At 60.6% G+C, this 23,901-nt stretch carries 23 protein-coding genes; 10 read left to right on the forward strand and 13 right to left on the reverse strand.

Annotated elements, in window-relative coordinates:
• Positions 1 to 5 precede the first annotated feature (5 nt).
• From EJ076_RS11380 to EJ076_RS11395, 4 genes are read left to right on the forward strand one after another with little or no spacing between them, the layout of a single operon-like run.
• Complete coding sequence (locus EJ076_RS11380) at positions 6 to 2,120, forward strand: SMP-30/gluconolactonase/LRE family protein (RefSeq protein ID WP_126067876.1); 2,115 nt, start codon at positions 6 to 8, stop codon at positions 2,118 to 2,120.
• The gene (locus EJ076_RS11385) at positions 2,117 to 3,259 is read left to right on the forward strand and encodes a strictosidine synthase (RefSeq protein WP_126067877.1); all 1,143 of its coding nucleotides are present in this window, start codon (positions 2,117 to 2,119) and stop codon (positions 3,257 to 3,259) included. The genes EJ076_RS11380 and EJ076_RS11385 overlap by 4 nt, the downstream gene beginning before the upstream one ends.
• Positions 3,256 to 4,758 (forward strand): sugar ABC transporter ATP-binding protein, encoded by a 1,503-nt coding sequence (locus EJ076_RS11390; protein ID WP_126067878.1) that lies wholly within the window; start codon positions 3,256 to 3,258, stop codon positions 4,756 to 4,758. Before EJ076_RS11385 ends, EJ076_RS11390 begins: the two co-directional genes overlap by 4 nt.
• On the forward strand, positions 4,758 to 5,636 hold the full coding sequence (locus EJ076_RS11395) for a hydroxymethylglutaryl-CoA lyase (protein WP_126067879.1): 879 nt from the start codon (positions 4,758 to 4,760) through the stop codon (positions 5,634 to 5,636). The genes EJ076_RS11390 and EJ076_RS11395 overlap by 1 nt, the downstream gene beginning before the upstream one ends.
• A 179-nt stretch (positions 5,637 to 5,815) precedes the next feature.
• Here EJ076_RS11395 and EJ076_RS11400 read toward each other — a convergent pair whose 3' ends face one another.
• The 12 genes from EJ076_RS11400 to EJ076_RS11455 form a co-directional block, all read right to left on the reverse strand.
• Positions 5,816 to 7,168 (reverse strand): hypothetical protein, encoded by a 1,353-nt coding sequence (locus EJ076_RS11400; protein ID WP_126067880.1) that lies wholly within the window; start codon positions 7,166 to 7,168, stop codon positions 5,816 to 5,818.
• 75 nt (positions 7,169 to 7,243) lie between these two features.
• Positions 7,244 to 8,281, reverse strand: a complete 1,038-nt coding sequence (locus tag EJ076_RS11405; RefSeq protein ID WP_245463020.1) for an ABC transporter permease — start codon at positions 8,279 to 8,281, stop codon at positions 7,244 to 7,246.
• A complete protein-coding gene (locus EJ076_RS11410; RefSeq protein WP_206438791.1) occupies positions 8,278 to 9,735 on the reverse strand; it encodes a sugar ABC transporter ATP-binding protein in 1,458 nt (485 codons plus the stop codon). Before EJ076_RS11410 ends, EJ076_RS11405 begins: the two co-directional genes overlap by 4 nt.
• A 135-nt stretch (positions 9,736 to 9,870) precedes the next feature.
• Positions 9,871 to 10,824 (reverse strand): ABC transporter substrate-binding protein, encoded by a 954-nt coding sequence (locus EJ076_RS11415; RefSeq protein WP_126067882.1) that lies wholly within the window; start codon positions 10,822 to 10,824, stop codon positions 9,871 to 9,873.
• A gap of 165 nt (positions 10,825 to 10,989) precedes the next feature.
• On the reverse strand, positions 10,990 to 12,072 hold the full coding sequence (locus tag EJ076_RS11420) for a LacI family DNA-binding transcriptional regulator (RefSeq protein ID WP_206438792.1): 1,083 nt from the start codon (positions 12,070 to 12,072) through the stop codon (positions 10,990 to 10,992).
• 482 nt (positions 12,073 to 12,554) lie between these two features.
• On the reverse strand, positions 12,555 to 12,806 hold the full coding sequence (locus EJ076_RS11425) for a hypothetical protein (protein WP_126067884.1): 252 nt from the start codon (positions 12,804 to 12,806) through the stop codon (positions 12,555 to 12,557).
• Between the two features lie 65 nt (positions 12,807 to 12,871).
• Complete coding sequence (locus tag EJ076_RS11430) at positions 12,872 to 13,333, reverse strand: Rrf2 family transcriptional regulator (protein WP_126067885.1); 462 nt, start codon at positions 13,331 to 13,333, stop codon at positions 12,872 to 12,874.
• Positions 13,334 to 13,394: 61 nt separating this feature from the next.
• Entirely contained in the window at positions 13,395 to 13,859 is a 465-nt protein-coding gene (locus EJ076_RS11435) for a group III truncated hemoglobin (protein ID WP_126067886.1), read from the reverse strand.
• Positions 13,860 to 14,563: 704 nt separating this feature from the next.
• Complete coding sequence (locus EJ076_RS11440; RefSeq protein WP_126067887.1) at positions 14,564 to 15,406, reverse strand: transporter substrate-binding domain-containing protein; 843 nt, start codon at positions 15,404 to 15,406, stop codon at positions 14,564 to 14,566.
• A 159-nt stretch (positions 15,407 to 15,565) separates the two neighbouring features.
• Entirely contained in the window at positions 15,566 to 16,405 is an 840-nt protein-coding gene (locus tag EJ076_RS11445) for a polysaccharide deacetylase (RefSeq protein ID WP_126071026.1), read from the reverse strand.
• Between the two features lie 62 nt (positions 16,406 to 16,467).
• Entirely contained in the window at positions 16,468 to 17,241 is a 774-nt protein-coding gene (locus EJ076_RS11450; RefSeq protein WP_126067888.1) for an SDR family oxidoreductase, read from the reverse strand.
• A gap of 1 nt (position 17,242) precedes the next feature.
• Positions 17,243 to 18,034, reverse strand: a complete 792-nt coding sequence (locus EJ076_RS11455) for an IclR family transcriptional regulator (RefSeq protein WP_126067889.1) — start codon at positions 18,032 to 18,034, stop codon at positions 17,243 to 17,245.
• 82 nt (positions 18,035 to 18,116) lie between these two features.
• On the opposite strand from EJ076_RS11455, the gene EJ076_RS11460 reads away from it, so the two are divergent.
• Genes EJ076_RS11460 through EJ076_RS11480 form a run of 5 tightly spaced genes read left to right on the forward strand, consistent with a single transcriptional unit; the run spans position 18,117 to position 22,342 of the window.
• The gene (locus EJ076_RS11460; RefSeq protein WP_126067890.1) at positions 18,117 to 18,866 is read left to right on the forward strand and encodes an SDR family NAD(P)-dependent oxidoreductase; all 750 of its coding nucleotides are present in this window, start codon (positions 18,117 to 18,119) and stop codon (positions 18,864 to 18,866) included.
• A 40-nt stretch (positions 18,867 to 18,906) separates the two neighbouring features.
• Complete coding sequence (locus tag EJ076_RS11465) at positions 18,907 to 19,623, forward strand: ABC transporter permease subunit (RefSeq protein WP_126067891.1); 717 nt, start codon at positions 18,907 to 18,909, stop codon at positions 19,621 to 19,623.
• Complete coding sequence (locus EJ076_RS11470) at positions 19,623 to 20,348, forward strand: ABC transporter permease (RefSeq protein WP_126067892.1); 726 nt, start codon at positions 19,623 to 19,625, stop codon at positions 20,346 to 20,348. The genes EJ076_RS11465 and EJ076_RS11470 overlap by 1 nt, the downstream gene beginning before the upstream one ends.
• The gene (locus tag EJ076_RS11475) at positions 20,341 to 21,120 is read left to right on the forward strand and encodes an ATP-binding cassette domain-containing protein (protein ID WP_126067893.1); all 780 of its coding nucleotides are present in this window, start codon (positions 20,341 to 20,343) and stop codon (positions 21,118 to 21,120) included. The genes EJ076_RS11470 and EJ076_RS11475 overlap by 8 nt, the downstream gene beginning before the upstream one ends.
• Positions 21,121 to 21,178: 58 nt before the next feature.
• Positions 21,179 to 22,342 carry a M20 family metallopeptidase gene (locus tag EJ076_RS11480; protein ID WP_126067894.1) on the forward strand — a complete coding sequence of 388 codons (1,164 nt, stop codon included), beginning with the start codon at positions 21,179 to 21,181 and terminating at the stop codon, positions 22,340 to 22,342.
• 65 nt (positions 22,343 to 22,407) lie between these two features.
• Here EJ076_RS11480 and EJ076_RS11485 read toward each other — a convergent pair whose 3' ends face one another.
• Positions 22,408 to 22,845, reverse strand: coding sequence for an Lrp/AsnC family transcriptional regulator (locus EJ076_RS11485; RefSeq protein ID WP_109670139.1), 438 nt, complete (start codon positions 22,843 to 22,845; stop codon positions 22,408 to 22,410).
• Positions 22,846 to 22,977: 132 nt separating this feature from the next.
• On the opposite strand from EJ076_RS11485, the gene rocF reads away from it, so the two are divergent.
• Complete coding sequence (rocF, locus tag EJ076_RS11490) at positions 22,978 to 23,898, forward strand: arginase (protein ID WP_126067895.1); 921 nt, start codon at positions 22,978 to 22,980, stop codon at positions 23,896 to 23,898.
• Positions 23,899 to 23,901: the final 3 nt, after the last annotated feature.

A 23,901-nucleotide genomic window follows, 5' to 3' on the forward strand; every position in this document is an offset into this window, starting at 1 on the left:
TTAAGATGGAAGCGATCGAGCGCCTCTATTTTCGCTATTTTCCGGAAAAGGTGCTTGGCGAAGTGCTGACCAAGCGCTGGAGCGACAACGCCGTTCCCGTGCTTGCGACGATCGTGACGATCAGCTTTTTTCTTCTCCAGAATCCGCATTTCTTCACGCTGTCGAGCCTAACAGAGACGTCGCGCCAACTGTCGGAATTTTCGCTGGTCGTCGTCGCCATGGGCATCGTGTTGCTTGCCGGCGGCCTCGATCTTTCGGTTGGCAGCGTCTTTGCCCTGGCCAACATCACGGCCCTTGTTTGCATAAGCTTGCTGGGATGGCCGGTTTGGGCCACCGTGATAGCCACGCTGGCTGTTGGTGCCTTGTGCGGTGCGGTCAATGGTTTCCTGATTGGCTATCTGCGCATCCGGGCATTCCTGACAACACTGGTCACACTCATCATCATTCGATCGATCGTCGATATCCTTCTCCTGCGTTACGCGGTTCAGATATCGGCGGTTTTCCCGGATTCCGACCTCTGGTTCTTTATCGGAGAAGGCCAGGTCTTTGGCGTTCCCTTCTCGTTTATCGTCGCCATCGTCGTCATAGGGCTCTGGCACGTCATTCTCACCAGGGCACGGGCCGGATGGCATATTACGGCGGTCGGCGGCAGCCGCCGTTCCGCCTACAATGCCGGCCTGCGGGTCAAGTTCACTATCTTCACCACCTATGTCTGGTCGAGCGTGCTCGCTTCGTTGGCCGGCGTGTTTTTCGCGGCACGCCTCGGCAGCGCGGGATCAGACACCGGAGTCGGCCTCGAAATCGCGGCGCTAACCGCCGCCGTTCTTGGAGGCAACAGCCTCGGGGGCGGCCGCGGGTCGGTGGTGAAATCCGTACTCGGCGCGGTTGTTGTGCTCATTCTGACCGACAGCATGGTTCGCGTCGGGATCAGTGGCGGCATCAGCTCGATGATCCTCGGTATTGTTCTGCTCGTCGTGGTGGCCATCGACGTCCGTTGGCTCAAGAACCGGCACAAGCTTCTGAACAAGGTGTATGTGTCACCCGGTTATTTCCGTCTCCCGGCACTTCCCGAGACTGATGCAGGATCTGACAGTCCCTACGCGCTGAACGATCGGCTGAAGGACGTGTCGCTCATCGGCAAGGGCGAGATCGAGGGTCCCGAGGACGTCATTTTCGATCGCAACGACAATCTCTATTGTCCAAATCGGCACGGCGACATCGTTCGCTTCTTCGCGCCGGACTACACCAAGTGGGAGATATTCGTTCATATTGGCGGCCATCCGCTGGGGCTGGCTTTTGACGCCAACGAGAACCTGAATGTCTGTATTGGTGGGATGGGTCTCTATCAGGTTTCGCCGGATCGACAGGTCACAAAGCTGACCGACGAGACCAAGCGGACGGTCCTTTCGGTGATCGACGATTCCCGTTTGAAGCTTGCCGACGACCTCGACATCGCGCCGGACGGTCGCATCTTTTTTTCTGAGGCAACCATCCGTTACGACATGCACGATTGGGCGACAGATGCGCTGGAGAGCAGGGGCAACGGTCGCCTGATCTGCTTTGACCCGCGCGATCGTTCGACCAAAACGATCCTCAGAAATTTGCAATTCCCAAATGGGGTCTGCATGGCCGGCGACGGTCAATCGTTCTTCTTCGCCGAGACCTGGGGCTGCCGTGTCAATCGATACTGGTTCGACGGTCCCAAGAAGGGCACCTGTGAAACGACGATCCCGAACCTGCCGGGGTATCCCGACAACATCAATCGAGCTTCGGACGGGAGTTTTTGGGTGGCGCTTGTCGGCATGCGGTCGCCGGCTCTCGACCTGGCGATGAGAATGCCGTCGTTGCGCAAACGCATGGCCAAGCGCGTGGCCCGTGACGAATGGTTGTTCCCGAACATCAACACGGGGTGCGTGCTCAAATTCAAGCCGAACGGCGAAATCGTGGAATCCTATTGGGATCTCGGAGGCAAGAACCACCCGATGGTGACGTCGATGCGTGAGCACAAAGGCTATCTGTATCTTGGCGGGCTCTACAATGATCGGATAGGCCGTCTCAAGCTGCCCGATGCCGATCCAACGTGGACGTCACAAGCGTCCTACTGGGGAGCAAACGCATGAGCATGTCTGGTCGCATCAGCAGTATCTTCGACAAGTTCATGGGTGGGCGTGGCGATCATTCCATCACGGTTCCGGTCATGGATGGCGCGCTCAAGCCCAACAACTACCTGGAGCGCATCTCCAGCGTCTCGATGATAGATGGGGCGGACAATCTTGCGATTGCAAGGGGGCAAATGCTGCTCACCTCTGGCAACCGGCTGGTTGAACTTCACGACGACGGAAGCACCTCTGTTCGAAGCACTTGCGATGCCGAGATCACGTTCCTATCCGCGTCGCCGCAAGGCGCTCTTGCCCTGGGCTTGGACAATCTTGGTATCGCGATCGTCGGTGGTCGGCATGATGGCAAGCGACTTGCCGCGAATCTGTCCGGCCAGCAGCTCAACTGTCCAACGGCCGCCGTTTTCCTGGATGAAGACACGCTGGTCGTTTGCAATGGTTCGAGCGCCCATTCGGCACACGAATGGAGCCGGGATCTCTTGAATCTTGGCCGCAGTGGAAGCGTCGTGAGAATTGATCTGGGAGCCGGAAATGCGAGCCTCGTCAAAGGAGGACTAGGATTTCCCTCGGGCGTCACCGTAGCGAGGGGCGGCAAGCTGGTCATTTCTGAAGCTTGGAAACATCGCCTTTTGGCGCTGGACGTTGTCGACGGCAGCATCGCAACGGTGCTTGCGGATTTGCCCGCATATCCCGGACGGATTCAGCCGGCCAGCCAGAATGGATATTGGCTAACGATGTTTGCGGTCCGCTCCCAGCTGCAGGAATTTGTTCTGCGCGAAAACCGCTACAGGCGCGAAATGATGGAAACCATTGCGCCGGAATATTGGATCGCACCTACGCTTTCGAGCGGACGCAGCTTCAAGGAACCGCTGCAGTCGGGCAGCGTCATCCGACTGGGCATCCACAAACCCTGGGCACCAAGCCGTTCCTATGGTCTCCTGCTTCGTCTCGATGACAGCTTTCAGCCCATTTGGAGCGCTCACAGCAGGGCTGATGGCCGCCGGCACGGCATCACATCCTGTGTTGAAATCCGCGACAGGCTGTTCATCGCCTCCAAAGGTCGCGGCGAAATCCTTGCGCTCGATCATCTCTCTCAAACCGAGCCGGACGACCTCTCGGTTCTCATGGGGTCGGCAGCATGACACCGATTGTCGAACTCAAGGCCGCTACAAAGGATTTTCGCGGCAATCCCGCTTTCTCGGATGTCGACTTTCAGCTGCTGCCCGGTGAGATTCATGCGTTGCTCGGCGAGAATGGCGCCGGAAAGTCGACACTGACGAAGATCATCGCCGGCGTCTATCCGCTCAGCAGCGGCAAGATGTTCATCAACGGCCGTGAGGAGAAGCTCGCAACCCCGGCTGAGGGACTGGCGAAGGGGATAGCGATGGTCTACCAGGAAAACAGCCTGGTCCCGTCGATGTCCGTCGCCCAGAATATTTATCTGGGAAAAGAGAAGCCTCTGAACCGGCTTCGCGGCATTTACATTTCCGCTCAGCAATTCCTCCAGTCCCTGAACTTCCATGTCGATCCTTCAGCCATCGTGGGCTCTCTAGGCGCCGCACAGAAGCAGATGGTCGAGATCGCGCGAGCGGTGCATCACAAGGCAAAGGTAATCATCTTCGATGAGCCGACGGCGACCCTCACGCCGGAGGAAAAGAGCTACTTCTTCAAGCTGATCAGGAAGCTGAAGGACGAGGGGGTCTCCATCATATTCATTTCGCATGCGCTTGAAGAGGCGCTCATGGTTGCGGATCGGATTACCATCCTGAGAGATGGCAGGCTGGTGGCCTCGGACAAGGCCGCCGCGTTCGATCGTCAGAAGATCATTCAGGCCATGGTCGGTCGAACGCTGACAGATGAGATCTACAGCGGTGCCTCGCGCATGCGCGCTCCAAGGCCGCGTGGCGCAAAAGTGCTCTCCGTCGAAAATCTCTCGATGGGCAACATGGTGCGCAACACATCGTTTTCGCTGTATGCGGGGCAGGTGACCGGGATTTTCGGTTTGGTCGGCTCCGGCCGGACCGAGACGCTGAAAGTGGTATGCGGGGTTCTGAAACGCGATTTCTTTCATGGCGGAGAAGTCAAGATCGATGGCCAATCCAAGCGCTATCTGGTACCCGCGCCGGCAGTGCGTGACGGCGTTGTCTATGTGACCGAAGAGCGAAAGGCTGAAGGCTTCTTCGAGACGATGAGCATTGCCGAAAACATCTATATGGGCCAACTCGGCGGACAATCATTTGGCGGCTTCAACATCGTGTCGATGAAGCAAGCACGGTCCGTTGCCGAGGAATGGCGTAAACGTCTCAATGTGAGGGCCATCGACCCGGATGCGAAAGTCATCGAACTGTCCGGCGGCAATCAGCAGAAGGTCGTGATTGCCAAGGCGCTCGTCCAAAAGCCAAGACTTGTGGTCTTCGATGAGCCGACGCGCGGCGTCGACGTCGGCGCTATCGCCGAAATCCATACCTTCATAAACCAGCTTGCTGACCAGGGGATCGCAGTCGCGGTAATCTCGTCTTACCTGCCGGAGATACTCAGCCTTTCCGACCGCATCCTCATTGCCCGCCAGGGCAAGATCGTCGAGGAAATGGACCGCCGGATTGCCACGGAAGAAACGATCATGTACGCGGCCGTCCATTAATGAGCGGCGATCGCAAGGTCACGATCGTCGAGGTGGGCCCTCGTGACGGCCTGCAAAATGAGAAAAACATCGTCTCGACCGAGGACAAGCTAAAGCTTATCCGTCTGCTGGCTGATGCTGGTCTTTCTCGTATCGAAGTCACCGCGTTCGTCTCGCCAAGATGGGTGCCTCAGATGGCCGATCATGACGTGGTGATGCGGCGAACGCCGGCGCGAGACGGCTTGATACGCTCCGTGCTGGTGCCCAACGACAAGGGTGCCATAGCCGCGATTGCCGCGGGCGCTGACGAATTGGCCGTCTTTACCAGCGCCTCAGAGACTTTCGCGTCCAGAAACATCAACTGCACCATAGCCGAGAGCCTGGAACGATTCGTGCCGGTGATCAGCCTCGCGAGGTCGCATGGCATTCCAGTTCGCGGCTACGTGTCTTGTGCCGTCGATTGTCCTTACGAGGGCGAAATCGCACCCGACGCGGTCGCAATGGTTTCTTCGCACCTGATGGACCTGGGTTGCCATGAGATATCGGTAGCGGATACGATCGGCCGGGGATTGCCGGAGCGCGTAAGTCTCATGCTGGAACGCGTACTCGACCGGGTTCCAGCACCGATGGTGGCCTGCCACTTCCATGACACTTCCGGGCGAGCTCGTGCGAATGTGGACGTCGCGTTGGATTGGGGCATCGCTACGTTCGATAGTTCGGTGGGTGGTCTGGGGGGCTGCCCTTATGCTCCAGGTGCTGCAGGCAACATTGGCACCGGAGTTATCAGCTCCCATCTGATGCAAAGAGGTTACGCGACGGGGGTTGACCCCGGCGGACTTCGACTTGCTGAAGAGTTTGCTCTTAGCTTGAGGCAGAGCAGCGCCTATGGAGACTATTGAATCCGTATCCGAATTTGCTATTGGATTCTATCCTATAATATATTGTTTGTAGTGATATTAACTATTTCTACGAAGTATGTTGGGCGACGAAGGAACGTTGGATTTAGAATTCAGTGAGGCGTCGGCTTCGCCGCATCAATCCGGCTAAATCGCCGCGTCTGCACGCGCGAGGGGAACTTCTATACGGCGCGCACAGTCGGGGGCGTCTCCAATTGATCCGCTATGGCCTGCCAGCGGTCGGCGAAACGGCCATATGCCGTCTTGATCTGGACACCGACGGGAAGTTCCGGGCATTCATTCTCGCCATTAGTGCCCCAATTGACCCACCCTGACTGGCGCCGCTGGACGATCTGGAAAGCCCCGGACGGCTCCGATGTCCACCAGACCATCGCGCGGCCCGTGGCCTCGTCGAATTCCACTGTCTTGTCGGCTGGACCGGGGAAGATCGTTTCATGTTCGACGGCCGATACGTCGACCGGTTGATCTGTCAGAATCCAATGCCGGTCCGTGTGGTCGGCCTTGACATGCGCCGCGGCGCGCACCCGCGCGAGCCGCTCACGCAGTTCATCTTCACCAAGCACACCCTCCCACCTGCAGAACAGGCGCCAGTAGAGGTCCCAGTGGGCGGATTCGATATCGCTTAGATGCGAACGGAATTCCTCGAACTTCCGGCTCTGGTTGGCCGAATTGGTCACCGTGTCGGCCACCATGGCGACGAGTTCGCCGGCGTAGGGGTCACCTGCACGATAACGGGTTCCGCCATAGGCGGCGAAGCGATCGAACACGAGCTTGCCCTTGCCGCCCTCGAACTCGTCGCCGACGGTGATCTTGTTGGCGACGTAGTGGCCGTTGATGACCGTCTGGAAGGGATCGATCATATAGCGGCGTTGGAAAAAAGCTGTCCCGTAAGTGAACATCCAGTCGATCGAAAAGCGCTTGCCCCTGAGTTCATCCAGCAGGCCGTCCGGGATCGTACCGTGCATACGATAATGGTGCAGAACCGGACCGCGCTCCAGCGTCTCGATCTCGACGGTCGTGTGCTCAGGCGGGTTGATGAGGCCGTTCTCCGGGGTGAAGAAAGGCCCGTAAAAGCCGCCGATGGCATTATTGCCGGAGGGCAGCAGCTCGAAATTGTCGGCCAATGACCGAAAGTGGCGGATTCCCCACTTGGACGAACCGAGGCCTTGCGCTGTGCCGGAGCAGAGCTCGAGATCGAATGCACCCGTATCAAGGCGCGCGAAGCAGTCTGTTTCTCTGCCCTTGAGAACCGCAATGCCGGGGACGTCGACCGAAGCTGGATTGCACGGCTCGTCCAGCGTCAGTCGCAGATGGCCACTGAAGCTCACGGTCGCCGTGAAACGCGTTTCGCCTGGCTTGGCGCACTGCGTCAGGCGCTGGCACAACACCCGGTTGCCGGCGTCGTCGCGAGCCCACCACAGGGTATGCGGCAGGTCCGCGGCGACGGAAAAGACGATCGGCTCATGGTCTCGCCGGCCTGCAAGAGGATCTGTGACGGTAACGCCAAGGGTCATGGAGGTCCCTCCAGTAGAAAGTGGGAGTTGGGTAATGCGCCTGCCGCGTCAGGGCGGGTCGAGACGCCGTGGCGGTTATTGGCTGGACGCGCCGGGTGGCACGTTTTTGCGAAAGCGGAAAAGCCCCGGCCGCTGCTTCAGGCTGTCGATGGCGACGGCCAGGATGATGACCACGCCCTTGATCAGCAACTGAGTGAAGAAGGGCACGTTGAGCAGGATCAAACCGGTACCCAGCACACCAAGGATCACCGATCCTATGAGCGTGCCGACAATTCGGCCGCGGCCTCCGGCAAGACTGGTGCCGCCGAGCACGACCGCCGCGATCGCGTCGAGTTCATAGCCGGTCCCGGCGGTGGGTTGGGCCGAGATGACGCGAGCGGAGAAGATGACGCCTGCCAGACCGGCACAACCGCCGGCCAGGACATAGACGGATGTGATGACTCGTTTGACGCGCACGCCGGCCAGCTTGGCCGCCTCGGCATTGCCGCCCACGGCATAGACATGGCGGCCATAGCGCGTCCGTTCCAGGATGAACCAGATGATCAGGTAGACGATCACCATCACGATGACCGGCATGGGGATGCCCCAGAGGTATCCGTTGCCGATGTCTTTGAAATTCAGGGAACTCGAAACGATCGGCTGGCCTTTGGTGATGGTGTAGGCAAGGCCGCGCAGGAAGGTCATCGTCCCCAGGGTGACGATGAACGGCGCGAGCGAGAGGTAGGCGGTTAGTGCTCCGTTGACCAGGCCGCAGGCCGCGCCGACGGCAAGGCCGATAGAGATGGCGGCCGGCGCCGGCAGGCCCGCTATGGCGGCGATGACGGAGACCACACCGGAAACGGCGACGATCGATCCAACGGAAAGGTCGATGCCGCCGGTCAGGATGACGAGCGTCATGCCTGCCGCCAGGATAGCGTTCACCGAGATGGCGCGTGCAATGTTGAGCAGGTTGTCGACACGGTTGAAGTTCGGCGCGATGGCCGACATCAGGATCACAAGCGCGACCAGCACCATGAGAATGCCTACGCGGTCCCACCATTTGGCGAAATCGAAGGGAGCGCCATCCGGAGCGGCCGGTGTTGACTGGGTGACCTCGTCGCGAGCGGTATTCACGTTTGCACTCCTGTGTTTCCGCGATGGGTCGCGGTGCCCGTCGCATGAAGCATCACTTCCTCTTCCGAGGTTTTCTCCGAAACCAGTTCGGACACGATCATGCCCTTACGCATGACCAGAAGACGATCGCTTATGCCGATCGCCTCCGGCAGGTCCGACGATATGATGAGGATAGCCTTGCCGGCGCGGGCCAGTTGGTCGATCTCCTCGTAGATCTCGCGCTTTGCACCGATGTCGACACCGCGGGTAGGCTCATCGAGGATCAGTACCCTGGAATCGCGCAGCAACCATCGGGCGAGCGCCGCCTTTTGCTGATTTCCACCAGACAGAGCCTTCACAGGCAGCGAGATTGCGTTGAGCCGGAGTTTGAGCCGCTTCATCTGCTCCATAACGGCATGACGCCGTTCCGTTCGATTGACCACGCCTCCGGCAACGAAGCGGTCGAGCGAACTGATCGCGATGTTGTCCTCCACCGAATGTTCGAGGAACAGGCCTTGCTCCTTCCGGTTCTCAGGCACCATGCCAATGCCGTCGGTAATCGCCTCGAATGGGTCCGACGGGCGACTGGGGCGCCCTTCGATCCGGACTGAGCCGGCGGTGCGCGGGTCGGCGCCGAAAAGCAGGCGTCCGACTTCGGTTCTGCCGGAACCGATCAATCCGGCCATGCAGACCACCTCTCCGGCGCGAACCGAAAGGTCGACCGGGCCGACGCCGTCGCCCGCGAGCCCCTCGACTTCGAGTACGGTGGCGCCAGCGGTGCGTTTGTCGTGGCGGTAGAGGTCGGCGACCGGACGGCCGACCATCATGCGGACCACGTCCTGCGGACTGATCTCGGCCAGGGAGCCGGTCCCCACGTAGCCGCCATCACGGAATACGGTAACCCGGTCCGCCAACTGCCAAACCTCCTCCATGCGGTGCGAAATATAGATGAGCCCCACCCCCGCTGAGCGCATCTGGCCGATGATCCGATAGAGTTCCTGTGCTTCGGCCCGCGACAGCGCCGCGGTCGGTTCATCGAGCACGAGGACGCGGGCGTTTTCGCCAACGGCGCGCGCGATCTCGACCAACTGCTGCATGCCCACGCTCAACGAGCCGAGCGGCCGCCGCGGATCGATCGTCGAGTGGATGCGTGCCAATTTCTCGCGTGCCTGCTGCTCCATGCGGCGGCGGTCAAGCATGCCGAAGCGCGTGCGCGGCTCGCGTCCAAGCGAGAGATTCTCGGCGACCGTCATGTCGCGCACGGTGTTGAGCTCTTGGTGGATGATGGCGATGCCATTGGCGGAGGCATCAATCGGCGAGCGGATCTCGACTTCGTGGCCGTCGATGAGCATACGCCCCGCGTCGCGTTGGACATTGCCGGCGAGGATCTTCATGAGGGTCGACTTGCCCGCGCCATTCTCACCCATCAGCGCATGCACCTCGCCCGCTCTGAGGTCGAAACGGACCTTGTTCAACGCAAGCGTTGCCCCGAAGCGCTTGGAGACGCCTTCGATGACAAGAAGCGGAAGTTGGGTGCTCATGGCAGCCTCACGGGTCTTGAGGCGGGGAGCGGCGCAAGGCCGCTCCCCGCCGGCTGGTCTGGGAGATGGTTACCAGCCGGGATACTGAGTGACGTTGTCGCGCGTGACGAGAACGCTTTCGATGAGGATAGTTTTGTCCTTCGGCGCCTTGCCGGCAATCATGTCCTGCGCGACCTTGACCGCCTGGCGTACCATCTCCGCCGGATTCTGCGTGGCAGAGCCGATGAACGGCGACCCTTCCCGCTTCAGTTCGGCGACGGCTTCCGGGCTGCCATCCACGCCGGTGACCTTGATCTGTCCGGTCTTGGCGGCCTGTTCGACCGCAAGCACCGCGCCGAGCGCTGACGGATCGTTCATGCCGAAGATACCTGTGACGTCCGGGTTGGCCGTCAGCATGTCGGTTGTCACGGCAAGGCCGGAGGCTCGGTCATTCTTCGAGGCTTGCTGGCCAACGATCTTGATGTCGGGAAATTTCGCGGCGACCGTCTTGCAGCCATTAATGCGGTCGATGATCGTCTGGATTGGTGTGCCGTCCACCAGGAGCACCTGACCCTTTCCGCCCATCTGCTGGAAGAGGTACTCGCATGATTTCTCGCCCGCCTGTACTGCATTGGTCATGATCACCGCGTCGGCGCCGTGAGCCGGGGTATCGACCGCGATGACGATGATGCCGGCATCCTTGGCCCGCTGGATAGCCGGCTCGATGCCGGCTTCGTCTACCGCAGAAATGACGATCAGATTGACGCCCTGCTGCATGAAGGCGTCGATCTGGGTGTTTTGGTTGGCCAGGTCGAGTTGCGCGTCCTGCACGTTGACGGTGGCGCCGATCTGCTTGGCGGCATCTTCCGCGCCTTTCGTCATGGCGGAGAAGAACGGATTGGACATGTCCTGCACCATCAGGCCGATCTTCTCGATCTTGCTGGGAAGCTTGCCTTCCGCCAAGGCCGGGGTTGCCCCGAAGGACAAGCCGAGCGCCACAAGGGATGCAGCGGTCATAAGCTGGATATTGGTCTTTGCTTTCATGTTTTTTCCTCCTTGTTGTCTGCCGCCGTGATGTGACGGCAAATTCGGTTCTTCGACTTCCAAGCCGCGACTATCACCGCGGCAAGATTCCGAGTTTCGACTATCCTAATCGTTTAGGTTCAAGCGCGAAGTAGCCCGGTCATCGTCCTTCCATTCCAGTTGTCGCTAGGCTGCCTGCGAGGTCATCGGGCCTTGGGCATGCGCGCTGTCTCTCGAACAGCCGCAGGAGCAGCGGATTATCAGACGGGCAGGCACGCGCTGCTGGTCCTCCGGAAGATAGACCGGGGTCGGCGCCTGGCCCCGTTTCTCGGCTTCGACTTGCTTGTCGATGATCCTGCGCAGGGTCATCGCAGCAAGACGGCCAATCTGCTCGCTGTGCTCGTTCAGCACCGTCATCGGCGGATCGGTAAGCTCCGACCAGGCGAATTCGTCATAGGCCACCACCGCCATTTCCTGCGGAATTGCGATGCGCCTTTCCGCGGCAAGTTTCATGGAGCCGAGCAGCAGTGGGTTGTTGCCTGCGATCAGCGCGCGCGGGACGCTGCCAGTCAAGTCGAGATGGCGCGACAGCGTGCTATAGCCGGACCCAGCGTCGTTCTCCGACTCCAACACCAGCAGGTCGGCCCCGTGGATCCGCGCCGCCTCCCTGATGCCGCGTTCACGGTCGAACCGTGTCGACCATTTCGACGGATAGACCAGAAACAGCCAGTCCTTGTACCCATGATCGGCAAGATGCTTGCCCACCATCAAGCTGGCATTGTAGTTGTCGGTCGTCACACTTGGTATGTGCGCGGCCTCCGCTGGTGGCGACGAGTCGACGAAGACCAGCGGGATATCCCAGCGCTCGAGCAGTCGCGTGTTCTCGGCCTTCAGGGTCAGGGTCGAAATCACGCCAGCGGTCCGTGACTCGATGAGGCGGCGGATCATCCGATCCTCAAGGCGGGCGTCATACGCGCCGTTGACCGCGACGTCGCCGACAACCACCGTCCATGCCGACGGTTCGAGAGCCTGCTGTATGCCTGCCATCAAGTCGAGGTAGTAGGAATTCGAGGTGCTTGCGGTAATGACGGCGACCGAGTCCCGGCTGGCCCGGCGCAATTCCTGGGCCGCGCGGTTGAGCACGTAACCGAGATCGTTCGCCGCCTTCAGCACTAGCTGTCGGCTTGCCTCAGAGACCCCGTCGGCTCCACTAAGAGCCCGGGATACGGTGAAAACAGACAAGCCTGTGGCGCGACTGATGTCGCGCATCGTTGATCTTGCCAAGGGTCTATCCTCCTTCGTCGAGGCAAGCCGAGAGCTTAACCTAAACGATTAGGGTGATTATTAGTCAGCGTTCCGGGCGTTGTCAAGGTGACCGCTTGCGTTGCGGCAGGACTTGAACAGTCGGCCAGCGTGGTTCGGCTCAACGTATCGAAGCGTGTTCGTCGAACGACATGGACCGGTGCGTCGCACACATCGCCCCAAGACCAAACCTTTCGCCATATGCGGTGGAAAAATTCGACTAACCGATCTGTGCCGCAGATCCGGTGCGGTCCATATCGCCGTGGACGCCGAGTGCTCCGCGGGACGGAGTTGGACCGCCGATGGATGTTGGCATTCAGTTCAGACAGACGCTTTAGGAGTTTGCAGATCTCTCGCCAACCCAAGAAAACTGGTGTTCAACTCTCCGAACATCAGGCTCGCCGACAATGCGCGACACCGCACCCGTGGGCGCCTATGTCATTCCGAAACTAGACGAACATCATGACGATGATCGCGCCGATGACGATCAAGACAAGGCCGCCGATCAGCATCGGCAACAGACTGTTGTCCGGGTCGATACCAGACTCAAACTGATTTGTTATCGGCTTATCGTTCTTCTTTGGTTCAACCATGGCTCGTCTCCGTGCGAGAAAAATCGGCATGCGTCCGGCAAAAGGGGCAACGCCTGCGTAGGTGACTGTGACGACTGTCTGATCCGTTCTCAAATCGATCCGCGACAAGATGGTGCGGCTCTTGATCGTTAGCGGCGCAACATTTTGTCTCCGATCGTAAAGAGATGTCGAGCTTACCCGCCGCTTTGCGCCACGCCGGAAACTTGGAGTGGTGACGGCCTGCCGAGGAAATCTTGAGGCATCAGCGTGACGTCGGCCAGCGTGTAGCGGTCAAGGGTGCTCTGGAAAGAGGCAATCGCTTCGCCAAACATCCTTGAAAGCTTGCAGGAGCCGGTAAGCACGCATTGGTTTCCGGTGGCAAAGCACTCCACAACCGCGAAATCCGGCTCGGTCAGCCGGATGACGTCGCCGATTCGGATCATCTCGGGCCGGAGCCCAAGAACAAGACCTCCGGAACGGCCGCGGACCGCCTTCAGGTAGCCGCCGCGTGTCAGCGTATTGGCGACTTTGTTGAGGTGTGTCTTCGACACCTTGAAGGTGCGAGCCGTCTCCTCGATCGTGATCAAGCGATCGCCGGCGGAGGCCGCGTACATCAACATCCTCAAAGCATAGTCCGAGAAGTTGGTCAGCCTCACCGGTGGTTCCTCTCTTGGGTTGGCGTGCTGTTATGGGAACCGCTAACAAACCAATTAGGCATCACAGGTCTTTCTCGGCAATCGGGTCTATGCCAATCGTAGTCTCACCACGGCTGAAGGCGACCGCGAGACGGAAACTGTGAGCGATGCGCAACGCGCGCTCCATAAAGAGCGCCGCCACCTCGGGCGGGCAAATGCGGCATACCGTTGCGCGAAACAACTTTAACCAGCGACGGAAATGCGCCTCGCCGAGACCGGCTATAGCCAGGTGTGGCGGTAGTGGCCGGCCTTCATATCGCGAAGTCCGAAGTAGCGTCGCGGACCAGAAGTCGCACATCTTCGCCAGATGCTGCGGCCACTTGTCGGGCTCAATCCGGTCGTGGAAAATGGGGCCGAGAATGTCATCACGACGAATTTCGTCATAAAAACCGTGGACCACGCCGCGGATCATTGTCTCGTCGAGCACGTCCGGCAACGGGACGCCGTCGACGACGATAATTCTCCTACTCCGACCGTTCTCGCTCATCTGGACGCTCTTGTTTTTTCCAATGCAAGCGGGCTCAAGCCTTGAGTTCGCTCCTCGATGGATGCGACATAAAAGATAGATTGTCAATCTATGTTATAGCGACAAAACACACATGAAGCGGGTCTTGGGCTTACCGAGTCGGTATTGCTTTGAGCGTTTCGACCTCGATCAGATCGAGCGTAGCTCGGGTGACTTCGGCGATACGGTGATCGCTTGGGACTGCCCCATCGGCCCCAGCCAACAGCACTGTCGATCGCGGCAGTGGGGCAACACGGTCATTGGAGACGGGACGACGATCGATGACCTCGTTCAGATTCGCACAATGTACGGATTGGACGCCATTGCATCATCACTGCCCAGGTCGGGATCGCGGGCTTGACCGTGCTGGAGGACTGCGTTGCGGTAGGCGGCCATAGCACCATGCTGGCCATCTGCACATCGGCCGAGGCGTTCAACTTGCCGCAGCGTCGCGGTTAATGAGAGACGACCCTCAAGAAACTGGCGAACTATCTCCCTGGAAGGATCGGCGCCCCGACACCTACCGGATTTCGTAAGCGCGTTCATACCTTCTCCTGCCGAACATCTCCCTCACGAGGGGGGAGATTGGCAGCGAGAGGAATATTTGGCGCTTTTGATGGAGCGGAAAATTTTTGGCGGCGGGGGCGCAACGATGCAGCATAAACGCTTACACCGCTGCCCTTATCTTATTTTTGTGGGCTTAGATCCATCGAGAACCACTTTTGGGAGATCTTGGCCAACGTGCCGTCGGCGCGCATTTCGCCGACTGCCTTATCGAGTATTGCCTTGAGCTCCGGCTCTTCCTTGCGGATGCCTAGGCACACATTGGTGGCCATGATGCCGCCGGTGAGCAACGGGCCGCTTGCCTTCAACGCGCCACTGCTGCCCTTGGCGCGATCATTGACGAACACGACATTATCAAACTGACCGTCGATGCGGCCGCCTTCGAGGTCGAGGTGGCTTTGTTCGGCTGACTTGTAGGTCCGGACTTCGACAGCGCCGGCAAAGTTCTCCTCGACGAATTGCAACTGGCTCGTGGACAGGGATGCGCCAAGCGTCTTTCCCTTCAGCGCTTCCTTCAAATCCGCCACGGCCTTCTGGCCTTCCGGCGTATCGGTCGACAATCTCTCGCCTGTGTGAGGCAGATTGGCGAGTGGGCCATCCGTGGGCACGAGGAAGGTGTTGGGCGTTATGACGTAGGGATCGGAGAAATCGATGACCTTGCGGCGCTCCGGATTGGGACCCATGGTCAGAACCACATCGAACTTCCCGGCCAGCAATGACGGAATCTGGCTATCCCAATCCTGCACCACGATCTTGCAATCGAGCGCGGCACGTTTGCAGACTTCCTTCATGACGTCGAGATCGAGCCCTTCGACCTCGCCTCCTGCATTCACGGAGTTGAATGGCGGGAAGGCGCCCTCGACACCGACGGTAACCGATTTCCAGTCCTTTGCCGTGGCGACGCCGCCCAGCAGAGGCAATGCGATGATGGCAAGCGCGGCTGCCAGCGATGATCTTGAGGCCATTGTTTTCTCGTTTTCGTTCCCAGGTTGAAGTTGGACCCCGGTCACCTGGTAGAGGACCACCGGGAAGTCCAACACCAACCTTGATCCGGCTTTCAGAGTCTGAAAAGCAGAATCACGTTCACATACATGAACCGTGTTCAGGTTTCTGCAACTCGGGCGTCAGGCGCAGCCGGATTTGGCATGGCGCACGACATCCGCATGGGTGGCGAACCAGACCTTGCCGCGGCCGCGTATGTGAGCAACCAGCGCGTCGATGATCCAGATCCGCGACCGATGGCCGATGATGTCGGGATGCATGGTCAGCTGGAAGATGCCGCCCTCGTCAAAGGCGGCGTCGAACTCGGCGATGAAGATTTTCAAGATGTCATGCGGCGCGATCTGCGGTCGCAGCCCACCCCAACGATCCATCACCAGATAGGCGGCATCGTCACGGATCCATTCCACCGGCAATTCGATGACACCGCTGGGCTTGCCGTCCAGCAGAAGCTCATAGCAATCGACATCGGCCATTAGCGACGAGTCGTAGAGCAGTCCCATCTCGGCGGTGATGCGCAAGGTGTTATCGCTGAAATCCCATGAGGGGGTGCGAATGCCGACAGGACGCACGCCGGTGATCTGTTCCAGCACGTCGGCGGCACGCAATTGCAGATCACGCTCCGTCTGCGCATCCAGCAAGGTGTTGCGCTCGTGAATCCAGCCGTGCAGTCCGATCTCGTGACCGCTGGCGATGAGGTCTCGCTGCTCATCTGGATAATGGATCGCCGAAACCGCGGGGACGAAAAAGGTCGCCGGAATGCTTTCGCGTGCCAGCAGGCTACGGATGCGCGGGATGCCTTGCCTAGGGCCGAACTGGCCTTGCGACAGGGCCGAGATCGAGCGGCCGCCATCGCGCAGCTCGAAGGTGTCGTGGTCGGAATCGAACGATAGCGCCACGGCGCAGGCGCCGCCCTGCGGCCAGCTTTCCGGTTTGAGGCTCCGCCCGGCACGGGCGCGGTTCATGATCGTCTGCAACCGTTCTTCGGGCCAGGTCCAGGTCGGGACCGGCGTTTCGTTTGCGCTGCTCACAGGCTTGGTCCTCCACTGACGGACAAGGTCTGGCCGGCAATCCAGCTGGCCAGGGGCGAAGCCAGGAACAGCACGGCGTTGGAAATATCCTCGGGCAATCCGATCCGCCGCAGCGGGATTGAATTGATCATCGCCTGCTGTCCCTCTTCGCCGTACGACGCCCATTGCCGCTCATAGTCGGGGCTGGTGCGCAGGAAGCCGGGGGCAACCGCATTGACGTTGATCCCGAACGGGCCGAGTTCATGAGCCAACTGCCGTGTCAGGCTGATCAGGGCAGCCTTGGCGCTGGCATAGGCCTGGATGCCGGTCAGGCTGACGCCCAGGCCCGCACCGCTTGATATGTGGACGATCTTGCCATGACGCCGGCTCTTCATGGCCGGAACCACGGCCTTCGTGACAAGAAAGGCGCCGCGAACATTGACGTCGTAGATGCGGTCCCAGTCGCGCGCCGGGACGTCCTCAACAGGCTTGCGGGCCTGGCCGAGAACGCCACCGGCGACATGCACGAAGATGTCGAAGCCATGGTCGCCGGCGTGCTGCGCGACGACCTTGGTGATGTCAGCTTCGTTTGTGACGTCCATGCGTTCGCCGGCAAGCGAGCCGCCACGCGCAGGCCTTGCCTCGTCCAGCAACGGCTTCAACGCCTCTTCATCGATGTCGGTGGCAAGCACCGCCGCGCCGTTGGCGGCAAAGCTCTCGCAGATCGAACGCCCGATGCCGCGCGCAGCACCCGTCACCAGCACGCGCTGTCCCTCGAAATGAATGTCCATTCTATTGATCTTTCGTCGTCGTTTCCTTGTAGCCGAGCCGGTAGCTGAGCTCGGCTGCGTTCCTGATTACCGCGGCAATCATGCGATCGCGGCAGGCGTCGAAGCGGGGCGATATGGTCGCGATGTTGAGGGCCGCAACCACTTCACCGGTGGCGTCGCGGACAGGTGCCGCCACGCCCGATCCGCCGGTAATGGCCTCCTGGTCGCTGATGGCGTAGCCATTGTCGCGGGCCGCCTCGATGATCCTGCGGATCTGCACGCGGTCGATCACCGTGTGGTCGGTGATCTGCACGATGCGTTCACGCGCCAGATAGGCCGCCACCTTGTCGGGTCGCCAATGCGAGAGAAGCACCCGCCCCATCGCGGTGCAAAAGGCGGGATCGGAGCCGGTCAGGTCGGAATCGAAGCGGATCGCGCGGTGGCTGACGCTCTTGGCCAAAAGCTTGACGCGTCCATCCTTGCGGCGTGCGCCGAGAAAGACGGTCTCGCCCTCTGTCTCGCGCAACGCATCCATCAGCGGCTGGGCGGTGGCGACCAGTTGCGCCTCGTTTCCGCTCGTCCAGCCCGGCCCGTTTCGGAAGGCATCGTGGATCCGGTAGGCGTCGGCCTCGTCGCGCAGGACGTAGGCGCGCGACACGAGTGTCGCCAGGAGGTTGAAGGTGCTGCTCTTGGGGTAGCCAAGCTCGGCGACGATGGTCTTCAGCGACAGCGCCTTTGGGGAGCGCGCGAGAAGCTCCAGGATCTCCAGAACCCGGACTGCGGATTTGACGTCGGAATCACCATTTTTGTTCATATATGTGAACCATATTCCTATTGAAGAATATCGGCGGAGCCATACCATGCTCGGCAGATGTTGAAAAGGAGCAGTTTCGAGAATGCAGTCACAACATAAGACGGCCATTGTCACCGGCGCGGCGCGCGGGATCGGCAAGGCCTGCGCTCTGGATCTGGCACGCTCGGGCTACAACATCGCCCTGGTCGATCTGCTCGAAAACGAGTTAGAGACGACGGCCGGCGAGATCGTCGCGCTCGGCGTCGAGGCCGCGACCTTTATCGCCGATGTGTCCAGCCATCAGCGGGCCGGCGAAGTCGTCAGCCAGGCGGTTGCCCGCTTCGGAGGTGTCGATTTCCTGTTGAACAATGCCGGCAGATCGGCGCCGCAGGGAATTCTGGACATATCCGAAGACGAGTTCGACCGGGCGATCGCCATCAATCTGAAGAGCTGTTTCAACTATATCCAGCACACGGCGCCGCATATGCTGGAGCAGGGTGGCGGACGCATCGTGTCGATGTCGTCGCTGAACGCGCTTTCGGGCGGCGTCACGGCGGCGGTGAGCCGGTTCGCCTATGCCGCCGCCAAGGCGGGCATTCTCGGCATGACTCGGGCGCTTGCGAAGGAACTGGGTCCGAACATCGCCATCAACGCGATCTGCCCCGGTGTCATCCGCACCGAGATCGATACCGACGTGACCGACCGCGCCGATGAGGTCATCAAGGGCATCGCGCTTGGGCGGCTGGGCTGCGCCGATGACGTGGCGCGTCTGGTGACGTTCCTGGCGACGTCGCAACCGTGTTTCATGACTGGGCAGACGCTGACGGTTGACGGTTTCCAGTTCAACGTATGAGGTCGGGCCAGTCATGGACCGGATGACGGGATAGCGGCGCATGGATTTTCTGGATCTGGTCGGCTTCGGACCTGAAGGATGGGGCAAGGCGCTGCTGCTTGCCGCGCTGGTGACGATCATGGTGGCGATGGCGGGCTTCTTACTCGGCATCGTTATCGGCGGCCTGATCGCGTGGGCAAAACTTGCCGGCGGCATGACCACCCGTGTCCTTGCCGATGTCTACACGACGGTGCTGCGCGGCGTTCCCGATCTTCTGGTTATCTATCTGTTCTATTTCGGCGGGAGCCTGCTTTTGTCGGCACTTTTCCGGCTCTGGAGCGAGGGTGGCTTTGTCGGCATACCGCCTTTCATCGCCGGCGCCACGGCCATTGGCGTCGTCTCCGGCGCCTATCAGGCTGAAGTGTTTCGCGGCGCCTTTCGTAGTCTTTCGACAGGCGAGATCGAAGCCGGCAAGGCGATTGGCATGCATCGCCTGCTCTTGTTTCGCCGGATCATCGCGCCGCAGGTCGCGCGGCATGCAATACCCGGCATCGGCAATGTCTGGCAGATGACTTTGAAGGAATCGGCGCTGGTGTCGGTGACCGGGCTGGTCGAGATCCTGCGCCAGGCGCAGATCGCCGCCGGCTCGACGCGCAAGCCGTTCGAATTCTACCTCATAGCCGCGGCTCTGTTCCTGGTCATCACCTGGATTTCGCAACGCATCTTCGACTTGCTGGAAAAACGGACCGCGCGAAACATGGTGCGGGAGGCGGTGTAGTGGACCTGCTTTTCATCCGAGACAGTTTCGTCGAGTTGCTGGCTGGTGTGCCGCTGACGCTGCAATTGACACTGATCGCCTTTTCCATCGGCGTGTTCATCGCCGTCGTGCTGGCCTTGATGCGCATGTCCGGCATCCGGGGCCTGGACTGGGTAGCGCGGACTTATGTGTTCCTGTTTCGTGGCACGCCGCTGCTGGTTCAGATTTTCCTGATCTACTACGGCCTTGGGCAATTTCGCCCGACCTTGCAAGGCCTCGGCCTCTGGCAGTTTTTCCGCGAGCCTTACTGGTGTGCGATCCTGGCGCTGTCGCTCAACACCGCCGCCTATGGCAGTGAGATCTTGCGCGGTGCCTTGCGATCGGTCCCTTCACGGGAGGTGGAAGCGGCACGCGCATGCGGCATGTCCGGGTTGCTGCTCTACCGCCGCATCGTTCTGCCGATCGCCCTGCGCCAGGCGCTGCCTGCCTATGGCAACGAACTGATCCTGATGGTCAAGGCGACCTCTCTTGCGTCGATCATCACGATGATGGACGTGACCGGTATTGCCGCGCGCCTGATCTCTGCCAGCTATCGTCCCGTGGAAGTCTTCATCGCCGCGGGTGCGATCTATCTCGCCATCAATTTTCTTCTGACGCGATTGGTCGCCCTGCTCGACTGGTGGCTGACGCCGCATCTGCGCGCGCCGCCGGCGTCATCGAACACAATGGAGAAGGTCAATGTCTGACCAGACAGCCCTTTCAGTGCGCAACCTGCGCAAGCGTTTTGGCCCACTCGAGGTGCTGAAGAACATCTCGTTCGATGCCCAGAAAGGCGAGGTGATCGCGATCCTCGGATCGTCCGGCTCAGGCAAGAGCACGCTGTTGCGTTGCATCAACCTGCTGGAGATGCCGAGCGCCGGAGAAATCGTCGTTGGCGGCGAGGTCGTGAAACTCAAGCCGCAGCGCGACGGCCTTGCTGTCGTCGATCGCAGGCAGATCGATACGCTGCGCGCGCGCGTCGCCATGGTTTTCCAGAGCTTCAATCTCTGGTCCCACATGACCATCCTGGAAAATCTGATCGAAGGGCCGATCCACGTCCAGGGCCGGCCGCGCCGCGAGTGTATTGTCGAGGCGGAGGCGTTGCTGGCAAAGGTTGGTATCGCCGACAAGCGCGACGCCTATCCCGCGCACCTGTCGGGTGGCCAGCAACAGCGCGCCGCCATCGCACGCGCTCTGGCGATGAAGCCCGAACTCATGCTGTTCGACGAGCCGACATCGGCGCTCGACCCCGAACGGGTGGGCGAAGTCCTCAAGGTGATGCGCGCCCTGGCGAACGAAGGTCGCACCATGGTGATCGTCACCCACGAGATGGCGTTCGCGCGCGATGTCGCAAGCCGGGTGATCTTCCTGCACGAGGGCATGATCGAAGAGGATGGTCCGGCGAGGCAGGTGTTCGAGAATCCGAAATCAGCCCGGTTCCAGAGGTTCATCTCCACGAACCGCGGCGAGGGCGACTGAATGGCTGGGAACACGTGAACGCGCTTGGCCCACTTCGACAGGAAGAGAACACCGCTCCATGACCACCGACAAGACTGGCGCCATTTCCACTTGGCTAGATGAACAGGCGCCCGCCATGCTCGCCCTGCTTGGCGAACTGGTCGATATTGATTCCGGTTCCTATGACAAGGCTGGCGTCGACCGGGTCGGCGCACGCCTTGTCCGGTTCTATGCGGAGCATTTGATAGACGTCACGACGGTCGCTGTCCCCGATTTCGGCGACATCCTGCGCGCGACGACTGGTCCTGTCCGCCACAGTGCCGGGCGCCGTAACTATCTCATGATGGGCCACCGCGACACGGTATTCGGCAAGGGAGAGGCGGCGCGGCGCCCGTTCAGCACCCGGGACGGCCGAGCCTATGGGCCGGGTGTCGCCGATATGAAAGCCGGCCTTGTCATGAATGCTTTCGTGATGGCTGCGCTGAAGCGGTTTGCTCCTGAAATTCCCGTGGTGGCCTTGATGACCGGCGACGAGGAGATCGGTTCGGCGACAGCGCGTCCCTATATCGAGGCGGATGCGAAATGCGCCGTCGCTGTTTTCAATTCCGAGCCAGGTCGTGTCAGCGGCAACATCGTGACCGGCCGCAAGGGCGGTTTCAGCTATCGCTTCGACATTACCGGCAAGGCCGCACATTCCGGGGTCAATTTCACCGAAGGCGCGAGCGCCATCGCCGAGCTTGCCCACAAGATCAATGCCCTGCACGCGCTGACCCGTGTCGAGGACGGCATGACGCTGAATGTCGGCATTGTCGGCGGCGGCGTGTCGGTCAATACGATCGCGCCAACAGCCAGTGGCGAAGTGGATGTGCGGTTCGTCACCAACGCCCAGCGCGATTGGCTGATAGAAGCCATTGATGCCATCATGGCCAACTCGTCCGTATTGGGGACATGCACAAAGGCTGTCCGCGACAGCGACTTCTTCCCGCTCGTGCCGACACCGCTCAGCGACGGATTGACCATGCGTTACCTCCAGGTCGCGAGGAATATCGGCCTCGATATTGCTGGCGAGTTCACCGGTGGCTGTGCCGATTCCGGCTTTGCCGCAAGTGCCGGCGCGCCGACGATTTGCGGCGTCGGTCCGGTCGGCGGCAAGGCACATACGGAGGAAGAGTATATCGAAATCGCCACCCTTGCGCAGCGGGCACGGGTAGCGGCGCTTACGATCTGCGCCATGGCGCAATAGCGAAGGCCGCTTCCATCGACGCAGCACCGAGACAGCCCCGTCGACCTCAATCCACGCAGCTGTGCCTAAAGACGGGCTTTTGTGCTGCGCGGCGTGGCCAGCAGCAGGCTCGTCTCGCTGCCGGTGATACCGGGCACCAGGCGAATCCGGCGCAACACCGCATCGAACTCGGTGAGGGTTGCCGTGTTGAGCTCGACCACCAGATCCCAGCGGCCATTGGTCGTATGAATCGTAGCGACTTCGGCAAAGCCGCCAAGAGCGCGGATCACCCGATCGGCGGCATGGCCTTCGATCTCGATCATCATGATGCCCCTGACAGCCGAGCTGATCGCTTCGGCGCGCAAGATGACCGTATAGCCGATGATCTCGCCGGACTGTTCAAGCCGCTCCATTCGCGAGCGTGCTGTGGCGCGCGACACGCCAAGATCCGCTGCCAGGTCGGAGATGCTCCGCCGCGCGCTGTGGCGCAGGAGCGTGATGAGTTTCTGGTCGAGAGAATCCACAATTGTCCAATATGGCAGCCTGATGTCTCAAAACGATAACTCTTACTGCTGGTTTTGCCAATCAGCTCTATTCATTCTGCCGGCAGCATACGGTTCAACACCTCCTGGGCCTCATAGAGGGAGAGTGCTTGCATGAACTGCAACATATTGGGTGCGCCGGTGCAGGACGGCGCTGGCCGAATGGGCTGCGAAATGGGACCGAGCGCCTTGCGGACGGCGGGGCTGGTCGGCGCCCTCAGGGACCTTGGCCATGCGGTTGCTGATCTTGGCACCGTCGCGCCGACGCCGGTGCGCCCGATCGCCCATGGCAACCTGGCGCTGAAGGCGCTGCCGGAGATTTCAGCGTGGACGGCGGGCATCGCGGATGCAGCCTATGCCGCCAGCGCGGACGCCATGCCGATCTTTCTCGGCGGAGATCACTCCATCTCCGCTGGAACCCTGTCGGGACTGGCCCGTCGCGCGGCGCAAACCGGCAGGCCGCTATTTGTGCTGTGGCTCGACGCGCATCCCGATTTTCACACGCTCGACACCACCGCCAGCGGCAATTTGCATGGCGTGCCGCTTGCCTACGCCAGCGGCCAGCCGGGCTTCCACGGCTATTTTCCGGATCTGCCGGAGCGGATAGACCCGGCCCGCATCTGCACATTGGGTATTCGCAGCGTTGATCCGGCCGAGCGGCAGGCGCTGCGCGCCGCGGGCGTCACCGTGCACGATATGCGCGCCATTGACGAACATGGCATCGCGCCGCTTCTGGGTGCCTTTCTGGAGCGGGTGACGCTCGAGAATGGCCTGCTGCATGTCAGTCTCGATGTCGACTTCCTCGATCCGTCGATCGCTCCCGCGGTCGGCACGACCGTTCCGGGTGGAGCAACGTTTCGCGAGGCCCATCTGGTCATGGAGATGCTTTCGGATAGCGGCCTGGTTAGCAGTCTCGACCTTGTCGAACTCAACCCCTTTCTCGACGAGCGCGGCCGCACGGCCACGCTGATGGTCGACCTGACGGCAAGCCTGATGGGCCGCCGTATCATGGACCGGCCGACCAGGAGCTTTTGATCG

The sequence above is a fragment of the Mesorhizobium sp. M7D.F.Ca.US.005.01.1.1 genome, from assembly GCF_003952545.1.
GTDB lineage: Bacteria > Pseudomonadota > Alphaproteobacteria > Rhizobiales > Rhizobiaceae > Mesorhizobium > Mesorhizobium loti.

Excerpts from the sequence above, each read along its gene's own strand:
- EJ076_RS11445 (WP_126071026.1), bottom strand. The coding sequence starts at position 16,405 with ATGAACCGCGCCCGTGCCGGGCGGAGCCTCAAACCGGAAAGCTGGCCG.
- EJ076_RS11475 (WP_126067893.1), top strand. The coding sequence starts at position 20,341 with ATGTCTGACCAGACAGCCCTTTCAGTGCGCAACCTGCGCAAGCGTTTT.
- EJ076_RS11440 (WP_126067887.1), bottom strand. The coding sequence starts at position 15,406 with ATGGCCTCAAGATCATCGCTGGCAGCCGCGCTTGCCATCATCGCATTG.
- EJ076_RS11480 (WP_126067894.1), top strand. The coding sequence starts at position 21,179 with ATGACCACCGACAAGACTGGCGCCATTTCCACTTGGCTAGATGAACAG.
- EJ076_RS11460 (WP_126067890.1), top strand. The coding sequence starts at position 18,117 with ATGCAGTCACAACATAAGACGGCCATTGTCACCGGCGCGGCGCGCGGG.
- EJ076_RS11465 (WP_126067891.1), top strand. The coding sequence starts at position 18,907 with ATGGATTTTCTGGATCTGGTCGGCTTCGGACCTGAAGGATGGGGCAAG.
- EJ076_RS11415 (WP_126067882.1), bottom strand. The coding sequence starts at position 10,824 with ATGAAAGCAAAGACCAATATCCAGCTTATGACCGCTGCATCCCTTGTG.
- EJ076_RS11385 (WP_126067877.1), top strand. The coding sequence starts at position 2,117 with ATGAGCATGTCTGGTCGCATCAGCAGTATCTTCGACAAGTTCATGGGT.
- EJ076_RS11420 (WP_206438792.1), bottom strand. The coding sequence starts at position 12,072 with ATGCGCGACATCAGTCGCGCCACAGGCTTGTCTGTTTTCACCGTATCC.
- EJ076_RS11400 (WP_126067880.1), bottom strand. The coding sequence starts at position 7,168 with ATGACCCTTGGCGTTACCGTCACAGATCCTCTTGCAGGCCGGCGAGAC.
- EJ076_RS11435 (WP_126067886.1), bottom strand. The coding sequence starts at position 13,859 with ATGAGCGAGAACGGTCGGAGTAGGAGAATTATCGTCGTCGACGGCGTC.
- EJ076_RS11390 (WP_126067878.1), top strand. The coding sequence starts at position 3,256 with ATGACACCGATTGTCGAACTCAAGGCCGCTACAAAGGATTTTCGCGGC.
- EJ076_RS11455 (WP_126067889.1), bottom strand. The coding sequence starts at position 18,034 with ATGAACAAAAATGGTGATTCCGACGTCAAATCCGCAGTCCGGGTTCTG.
- EJ076_RS11450 (WP_126067888.1), bottom strand. The coding sequence starts at position 17,241 with ATGGACATTCATTTCGAGGGACAGCGCGTGCTGGTGACGGGTGCTGCG.
- rocF (WP_126067895.1), top strand. The coding sequence starts at position 22,978 with ATGAACTGCAACATATTGGGTGCGCCGGTGCAGGACGGCGCTGGCCGA.
- EJ076_RS11380 (WP_126067876.1), top strand. The coding sequence starts at position 6 with ATGGAAGCGATCGAGCGCCTCTATTTTCGCTATTTTCCGGAAAAGGTG.
- EJ076_RS11395 (WP_126067879.1), top strand. The coding sequence starts at position 4,758 with ATGAGCGGCGATCGCAAGGTCACGATCGTCGAGGTGGGCCCTCGTGAC.